The 8,110-nt window shown below is 61.0% G+C and carries 5 protein-coding genes; 1 reads left to right on the top strand and 4 read right to left on the bottom strand.

What is annotated here, in order from left to right:
- Positions 1-817, top strand: an 817-nt coding sequence (locus ABRP93_RS02650) for a multicopper oxidase domain-containing protein (RefSeq protein WP_349886789.1), incomplete at its 5' end; no start/stop codon positions are given.
- Between the two features lie 320 nt (positions 818-1,137).
- On the opposite strand, the gene narI is transcribed toward ABRP93_RS02650, so the two are convergent.
- From narI to ABRP93_RS02630, 4 genes are read right to left on the bottom strand one after another with little or no spacing between them, the layout of a single operon-like run.
- Entirely contained in the window at positions 1,138-1,917 is a 780-nt protein-coding gene (narI, locus tag ABRP93_RS02645; protein ID WP_005280178.1) for a respiratory nitrate reductase subunit gamma, read from the bottom strand.
- A 10-nt stretch (positions 1,918-1,927) separates the two neighbouring features.
- Positions 1,928-2,755 (bottom strand): nitrate reductase molybdenum cofactor assembly chaperone, encoded by an 828-nt coding sequence (gene narJ, locus ABRP93_RS02640; RefSeq protein WP_349886788.1) that lies wholly within the window; start codon positions 2,753-2,755, stop codon positions 1,928-1,930.
- A gap of 8 nt (positions 2,756-2,763) precedes the next feature.
- The gene (narH, locus tag ABRP93_RS02635) at positions 2,764-4,356 is read right to left on the bottom strand and encodes a nitrate reductase subunit beta (protein WP_349886787.1); all 1,593 of its coding nucleotides are present in this window, start codon (positions 4,354-4,356) and stop codon (positions 2,764-2,766) included.
- On the bottom strand, positions 4,356-8,093 hold the full coding sequence (locus ABRP93_RS02630; RefSeq protein ID WP_349886786.1) for a nitrate reductase subunit alpha: 3,738 nt from the start codon (positions 8,091-8,093) through the stop codon (positions 4,356-4,358). Before ABRP93_RS02630 ends, narH begins: the two co-directional genes overlap by 1 nt.
- Positions 8,094-8,110: the final 17 nt, after the last annotated feature.

The following is an 8,110-nucleotide window of genomic DNA, read 5'->3' as shown; positions in this document are numbered from 1 at the left end:
CCTCGCGCCAGCGGCCAATACCACCACGCACGAAGAAACCTGGTCCATGACCGAGGAAATCGTTGAGGTAGCCCCCGGTGTCAAGCAGATGCAATGGCTTTTTAATGGCCAGGCACCAGGACCGACGCTGCGCGGCAAGGTGGGCGATAAGTTCAAGATCACCATCAAGAACGAGGGCAGCATGGCCCATTCCATCGACTTCCATGCCGGTGAAGTCAACCCGGATGAAAACATGAAGTCCATCCAGCCCGGGGAAGAACTGACCTACGAATTCACCGCGAATCGCTCCGGCATTTGGATGTATCACTGCTCAACCGCCCCGATGTCCCTGCACATCGCGAACGGCATGGCCGGCAACGTCATCATCGATCCACCAGACCTCAAGGACGTGGATGCCGAGTACAACTTCATCGCCAACGATGTCTTCCTCGGCGAGGAAAAGACCGGCGCCGATGCCCAGCGCGTGGCCGATGGTGACTTTGACCTGATGGCCTTTAATTACTACCCCAGCCAGTACGATGTCGACCCCATCAAGGCCAAGGTGGGCGATACCGTCCGCCTGTGGATCATGAACGTAGGCCCCGACCAGCCGCTTAGCTTCCACGTGGTGGGCGAGCAATTCGATACCGCCTATAAGGAAGGCGCCTACCTCATCAAGGACGAGGATAAGACCGGCTCGCAGGCCTTCGACCTGCTTCCCGCGCAAGGCGGGTTCGTCGAGATGACCTTTAACGAGCCCGGAACGTATTCCTTTGTCAATCACATTATGACCAACGCCGAGAAGGGACAGCACGGCAAGTTCGTCGTTACCGAATAAAGCGGCCTTAGTTCCCCGCCCTTCGTTCCCGCGCACTTCGTTCCCCCGCCCTTGGCGCTCACCAGGGCACTGTAGAGAGATAGATCCACCTCTCCTCGTGAGCGCAAAGGGCGGGGGTCCTTTGATCGCAGCCTCCCCCTTGGCGCTCACAGGGCGGAAGTATCTACGGCCGCGCCGCTTTGCCGGTGAGCGCGAAGGGCGAGTGGGGGCGCGGGGTGGGCGCATGGGTAGCGTCGGAGTAGATGCAGCCAGAAGGAAACCGCCGCGGGCCATCCATCTACTGGACGACGCGCGGCGGTGGAAAGGGCCTAGGAAACTACCTAGGCACCGTGGCCCGGGGTTTCTCCCTCCAATTGCTTCCGGTTGGAGCGGATAGGCTCCCACGCGGTATTGGAGCGCATCGGGGTGGTGCGTTCATCGCGGGAGCGGTACACCACGTAGGGGCGGGTGACGTAGCCAACCGGTGCCGAGAATGCGTGGACGAGGCGGGTAAAGGGCCACACGGCGATGATGGTGAAACCGCAGAGGACGTGGACCTTAAATTGCCATGGGGCACTGGCCATGAGGTCGGGCTGGATGTTGAAGATCAACAGCTGGCGCAGCCACGGGGAGATGGTTTCGCGGTAGTCGTACCCACCGGTGCCGGCGAGGTCAAAAAGCTGCAGGGTAAAGGTGGCAAAGGAACCCGATACCAGCGCGAGGCCGAGCAGCGCGTACATGACCTTGTCCGAGGTGGATGTGGACAAGAACACGGAGCGGTTCTTTAGCCTGCGGTACAGCAAACCGGCAAAGCCCAGCAGAACCGCCAGCGCGGCAATGGAGCCTGGAATGGTGGCCAGGAGGTGGTAGGCGTGATCGCTGATGCCAACGGCCTGGGTCCAAGACTTGGGGAATGCCAATCCCATCAGGTGGCCGATGACGACGAAGACCATGCCCCAGTGGAAAAGCGGCGAGGATAAACGCAGCAGCTTGGATTCATAGATTTGGGAGGAGTGGGTGGTCCAGCCGAATTGGTCGGAACGCCACCGCCAGAAGATGCCCACGAAGAACGCCGCGATGGCTAACCACGGGAAGGCACCCCAGAGGAAGTTATCAAACATGATGTGGCTCCTAGACGAGGTCTGGTTGGGTAGTGGGGAAGGGTAGGTCTGCAATGCCGACCATCTCGGCGGGTGGGCCGGTGCGGATAAGATCGACGTACTTTTGCGCGGTATCAGAATCGACTTCCGGAAGAGACTTGCACAGCGCGACGATCAAGCTGACATACGGCGAACGCTCGCGGGTGAGGGCCGCGCGCAGTACCTCGATTCCTTCGCGGTAGCTGGCCACCAATTCAACGGCGCGCTCGTGGGTTTCCCCCTCGCTCATGGCGAGGGCTTCGAGGACCACGCAGAGGTGATCGGGTAGTTCTTCATCCGAAATCTCGAAGCCGAGCGACTCCAATTGCTGGCGGAAGGACAAAATAGCCATCCCGCGCTGGCGGGTATCGCCAACGGCAAAGTAGGACAGGTACAGCGCGCAGCGGCGGCGCTGGTCAAAGGTCTCAACGTAGTGTTCTTCCAAGCCGCGGGGGCCGATGCTGCGGGCCCATTCGGCGAAGTTGATGAAGTCGGTGGCAATGGCCAGCGGCAGGTCATCTACTTGGTCTTCGACCGCGGAGAGGCGGTCAAAGATATCGTCGCCGGGGTAATTAAGCAGCACGGAAACGGCCATGGCAACGATTCGCCGCTGGTCTTCGGTGACCTCGACCGGTGTGACGAATTCATTGGGGACTTGACCGGTGTGGGTGCGCAGCGTCTTTTCTACGTCCTTGGCACCACCCATGGAACCAATGCCGGCGGGCGTTCCGAATCCTGCCACGGGGGCATCGCCACCCTGCGGGGCCGATTGCCGCTGCAAGGATTCCTGGCGTTTGCGGAGTTTATCGAAGATATTCATGGCTTAACCTACTTCCGCGGTGGGAACATGGAATCGGGCCGGTCACCGCTCCAGGAGAGCAGCGAGACCTTGCCCTGTGGTTCCGCGCCGTGGGTACAGGCCTCGGGCGCGCCCATGCCCAGGTCGTGGAAGACGTCTTCGGAGGCCTTGGCCGGGTCCACATCGCCAAAAGGATCCAAGTCGGTAATGCCGCGCGGGGATTCCGGCGAGGCGGTGGGAATGACGTAGCGGTCATCGTATTTAGCGATGGACAAAAGGCGGTACATACCTTCCATCTCCCGGCCCGTCATGCCGACTGCCTGGGCGATTTCCTCTTGCGGCTCATTGCCCAGGTTGATATCGCGCATATATGAGCGCATGGCGACGAGCCTGCGCAGCGACTTTTCTACCGGGACGGTATCGCCGGCGGTAAACAAGCCCGCCAAGTATTCCAGCGGAATGCGCATATTCGATAGCGCTGAGAAGAGGATCTTGTGGTCCTCGCCGTCGTTGCCGGTCGCGGTCACCTTGTCAACGATGGGGGACAGCGGCGGGATGTACCAGACCATCGGCAGCGTGCGGTACTCCGGGTGCAGCGGCAATGCGACGCCGTATTTGAAGATCAGGTCGTAGATCGGAGACTGCTGCGCGGCATCGATCCAGGAGTGCGGGATGCCCTCTGCCTGGGCCGCGCGGACTACCTCCGGATCGTGGGGGTCGAGCATGATCGACTTTTGGGCCTCAAAAAGGTCCTGCTCATTTTCGGTGGATGCGGCCTCGGCGACGCGATCGGCATCGTAGAGGATAACGCCCAAGTAGCGCAGGCGGCCCACGCAGGTCTCGGAGCACACGGTGGGTTGGCCAACCTCGAGGCGCGGGTAGCACAGCGTGCACTTTTCGGCCTTGCCGGTCTTGTGGTTGAAGTAGACCTTCTTATACGGGCAGCCGGATACGCACATGCGCCAGCCGCGGCAGCGGTCTTGGTCCACCAGGACGATACCGTCTTCGGTGCGCTTGTACATCGCGCCAGACGGGCAGGAGGATACGCAGGTCGGGTTCATGCAGTGCTCGCAAATGCGCGGCAGGTAGAACATGAACGAGTCCTCGATTTCCTTCTTGACCTCGAGGTTCATGTTGTGGAGCACGGGGTCATCGTCAAGCGTGGCAGTAGAGCCACCCAGGTTATCGTCCCAGTTGGAAGACCATTCGATCTTGCCGATGTCCCGGCCGTCGATCTGGGAGACCGGCTTGGCGGTGGGCTGGGTCTTCTGACCCGCCTCGGCGCCCATCAGGTCTTCGTACTGGTAAGTCCAGGGCTCGTAGTAATCCTGGATGGTGGGCAGGTTGGGGTTGTGGAAGAGGGTGGCAAGCTTTTTGAGGCGCCCGCCCGCCTTGGGCTTGATCTTGCCGGAGGCCGTGCGCTCCCAGCCGCCCTTCCACTTTTCCTGGTCCTCCCACGTGCGTGGGTAGCCGAGGCCGGGGCGGGTTTCGACGTTATTGAACCAGATGTACTCGGTGCCTTCGCGGTTGGTCCATGCCTGCTTACAGGTAACTGAACACGTGTGGCAACCAATGCACTTGTCCAGGTTCATGATCATGGAGATTTGGGCCATGACTTTCATTAGTAGGATACCTCCTGGGAACGGCGGCGTACGCGGGTGACTTCATCGCGGTTATTGCCGGTAGGGCCGATGTAGTTGAAGTGGTAGGTCAGCTGGCCATAGCCGCCAGCGATGTGCACCGGTTTGATGGAAATGCGGGTCAGCGAGTTGTGCGTGCCGCCGCGGCGGCCGGTGTGCTCGTTGATCGGCGTGCCCACGGTGCGCTCCTGCGCGTGGTTGCACAGCATGGTTCCCTCCGGAATGCGGTGGGAGACGATGGCGCGGGCGGAAACAACGCCGTTGCGGTTATATACCTCAACCCAGTCATTGTCCGTCACACCGATTTTCTCCGCGTCCTTATTGGACATCCAGACCACCTGGCCACCGCGCGAGATGGATAGCACGTGCAGGTTGTCAAAGTACTGCGAGTGGATGGACCACTTATTGTGCGTGGTCAGGTAGCGCAGCGTGACTTCGGCCTCGCCCCGGTCATTGGTCAATTCCGTGCCCGGCGCGAATTCACCGTGCATGTGGACGTGATCCAGCGGCGGGCGGAAGATAGGCAGGGATTCGCCGTAGTCCATATACCAGTCGTGATCGATGTAGTACTGCATGCGGCCGGTCAGCGTGTGCCACGGCTTATCAAATTCGACGTTGATGGAAAAGGCGGTGTAGCGGCGCTTATTGCGTTTATCGCCGGTCCACTCGGGGGAGGTGATGACCTCCTTCGGGCGTTCTTTGATGTCGTCCCACGTGATGCGTACGTCTTCATCAGGAGTGCCCAGTGGGGTCAGATCCTTGCCGGTGCGTGAGGACAGGAACTCAAAGCCTTGCTTGGCTAGCTCACCGTTGGAGACACCGGACAGGTGCAAGATGGCGTCAATGACCTTGGTGTCCTTGGACAGGTCCACCAGCTCGCCCATCGAGGTCTCTGTGGTGCCGCAGATAAGCTCGAGTTCTTTGACCTGCTTTTCCACGTTGAACTTGGTGCCGTGCACGCCGGTGCCGGCTTTGGCGGGAAGCGGGCCCAGGTGCGCCCACTTTTCGTAGACCTTGGTGTAGTCGCGCTCGACAACGTGCAGCTTTGGCATCGTGACCCCAGGGATAAGGCCCTGTTCTTCGGGGTCGGGGACGATGCCATTGGGCATGCCGAGCTCGTCCGGGCTGTCGTGGTGGCTCGGCTGGGTAATGACATCGCGCTGCACGCCCAGCCACTTGGTGGCTTTATCAGACAGCGCTGCGGCCAAGTCCCGGAAGACCTCATAGTCCGAGCGGGCCTCCCACGGCGGGTTAATAGCCGCGTTAAACGAGTGCAGGTACGGGTGCATGTCGGTAGAGGACATGTCGTGCTTTTCGTACCAGGTTGCGGCCGGGAAGATGAGATCCGAGACCAGCGTGGTGGAGGTATTGCGGAAGTCCGTGGTCATCATCAGATCCAGCTTGCCCTCCGGTGCCTTATCCACCCACTTGATGCTGCGCGGGCGGTCTTCGGGGGCGAGTTCTTCCGCAGTGGCGTCCGAGTCGATGCCCAAGAGGTGGCGCAGGAAGAACTCGGTGCCCTTGGCGGACGAGCCGAGCAGGTTGGTGCGCCAGTTGAGCAGGATGCGCGGCCAGTTTTCCTCGGCAGACGGGTTGTCATAGGAGAACTCTAGGCGGCCGCTTTCTAGCTCTTGGACCACGTAGTCATTGATATCCATGCCGGCCTCATCGGCTTCATCGGCGAGGAAGAGCGAGTTGCGGTTGAATTGCGGATAGGCCGGCATCCAGCCGCGGCGCATGGATTCCGACATGGTATCGGAGACCATCTTGTCCCCGATGGAACCGTGGCTGGCCAGCGGCGATCCCAAGTGGGAGGCGCGCGAATTATCGTAGCGGTACTGCTCGGTGGCGAAGTAGTAGAATCCGGTGGAAATCATGTGGCGCGGCGGGCGCTGCCAGTCGGTGGCCATGGCCCATTGGGTCCAGCCATTGACCGGACGCAGCTTTTCCTGGCCCACGTAGTGTGCCCAACCGCCGCCATTGACGCCCTGGGTACCGCACATGGAGGTCAGCGCCAGGAAGGTGCGGTAGATATTATCGGCGTGGAAGTAGTGGTTGACGCCCGCGCCCATGATGATTTGCGAACGGCCCTTGGAATCCGCGGCGTTTTGCGCGAATTCGCGGCCGATGCGGATAGCGGTATCGGCGGCCACGCCCGTGAGCTCTTCCTGCCAAGCGGGGGTGCCGACTTCGCTGGAATCGTGGAAGTCCTTCGGCCAGCTACCAGGCAGGTGGAGGTCCTCGCGGTTGACGCCGTAGTGGGCGAGCATGATGTCGAAGACGGTGGTAACGAGCTTGCCGTCGACCTCGCGGACAGGTACGCCGCGGTGGACGATGCCCGCGCCAATCGGCTTATCGGTTCCCACGTCCTCTGGGTTGGTATCGAGGTCAAAGCGAGGGAAGAGCACCTCGGCGGTGTCAAAGCTATCGGTTTCTGCGATGGACATGACCGGATCGGCGTTGTCCAGCGCCAAGTTCCACTTGGCGCTTTCGTTATCCCAGCGGTCTGCCACGGTGCCGCCTGGGTCAACGATGCGACCGTCTTCCTCCATCACCAGGCCACGGTGGGTGGCGTTGGGGGAGGAATTCAAGGTGGCATCGGCAAGCTGCGAGGCGGTGAGGAACTTGCCTGGGGTGTAGGTGCCGTCGCCGTGGTCTTCCAGGGACACCAGGAAGGGCGAGTCGGTGTATTTGCGCATGTAGTTCAGGAAGTACGGTTCCTGGCGGTCCACGTGGAAGGTCTTCAAGATGACGTGGCCCATGGCAAAGGCGAGCGCTGCATCCGTGCCTGGCTCGATGCGGGCCCATTCATCGGCGAACTTGGTGTTATCCGCAAAGTCGGGCGAGACCACGACGACCTTGGTGCCCTTGTAGCGCGATTCCACCATGAAGTGGGCGTCCGGGGTGCGGGTGACCGGGATATTCGAGCCCCACATCATGAGGTAGGAAGAGTTGTACCAGTCACCGGATTCGGGGACATCGGTCTGGTCGCCGAAGGTCTGCGGCGATGCCGGGGGCAGGTCGGCGTACCAGTCGTAGAAGGAGAGCGCGACGCCGCCGATGGTCTGCAGGAAGCGCATGCCGGCACCATAGGAGATCTGGGACATGGCCGGGATCACGGTAAAGCCGTTGATGCGGTCCGGCCCGTACTTGCGGATGGTGTAGACGTGCGCGGCCGAGGCGATATCGATGGCCTCTTCATAAGAAATGCGGATAAGCCCGCCCTTGCCGCGCTGGGAAATATACGCCTTGCGCTTTTCGGGGTCTTCCTGGATGGCGCGCCATGCCAGGACGGAGTCGCCGTGCTTTGCCTTTTCCTCGCGGAACATATCAACCAGCACGCCGCGTGCATACGGGTAGCGCACGCGGGTAGGAGAGTAGGTGTACCAGGAGAATGAGGCGCCGCGCGGGCAGCCGCGCGGCTCGTATTCCGGCATATCATTGCCGGTGGTGGGGTAATCCACCGCCTGCGACTCCCAGGTGATGACGCCGTCTTTGACGTAAACCTTCCACGAGCATGAACCGGTGCAGTTCACGCCGTGGGTGGAGCGCACCATCTTGTCGAAGGCCCAGCGGTTGCGGTAGAAGACGTCTGCCTGGCGGCCGCCCTTTAAGAAAAGCTGCTGGCCGGAATCGGTAGCTTCGCCTTTACGCAGGTAGGCGCCGAGCTTAAAGAGTGGATTTGAGTTGCCTTTTTCGGGCGCGAAGTATGCAGTCATGGGGGTTGAAAGCTCCT

The organism is Corynebacterium sp. KPL2850 (assembly GCF_040225855.1).
In the GTDB taxonomy this organism is placed as follows: Bacteria; Actinomycetota; Actinomycetes; order Mycobacteriales; family Mycobacteriaceae; genus Corynebacterium.
Note: the sequence above shows the minus strand (reverse complement) of the source record. Positions and strands in the feature narration are given on the sequence as shown.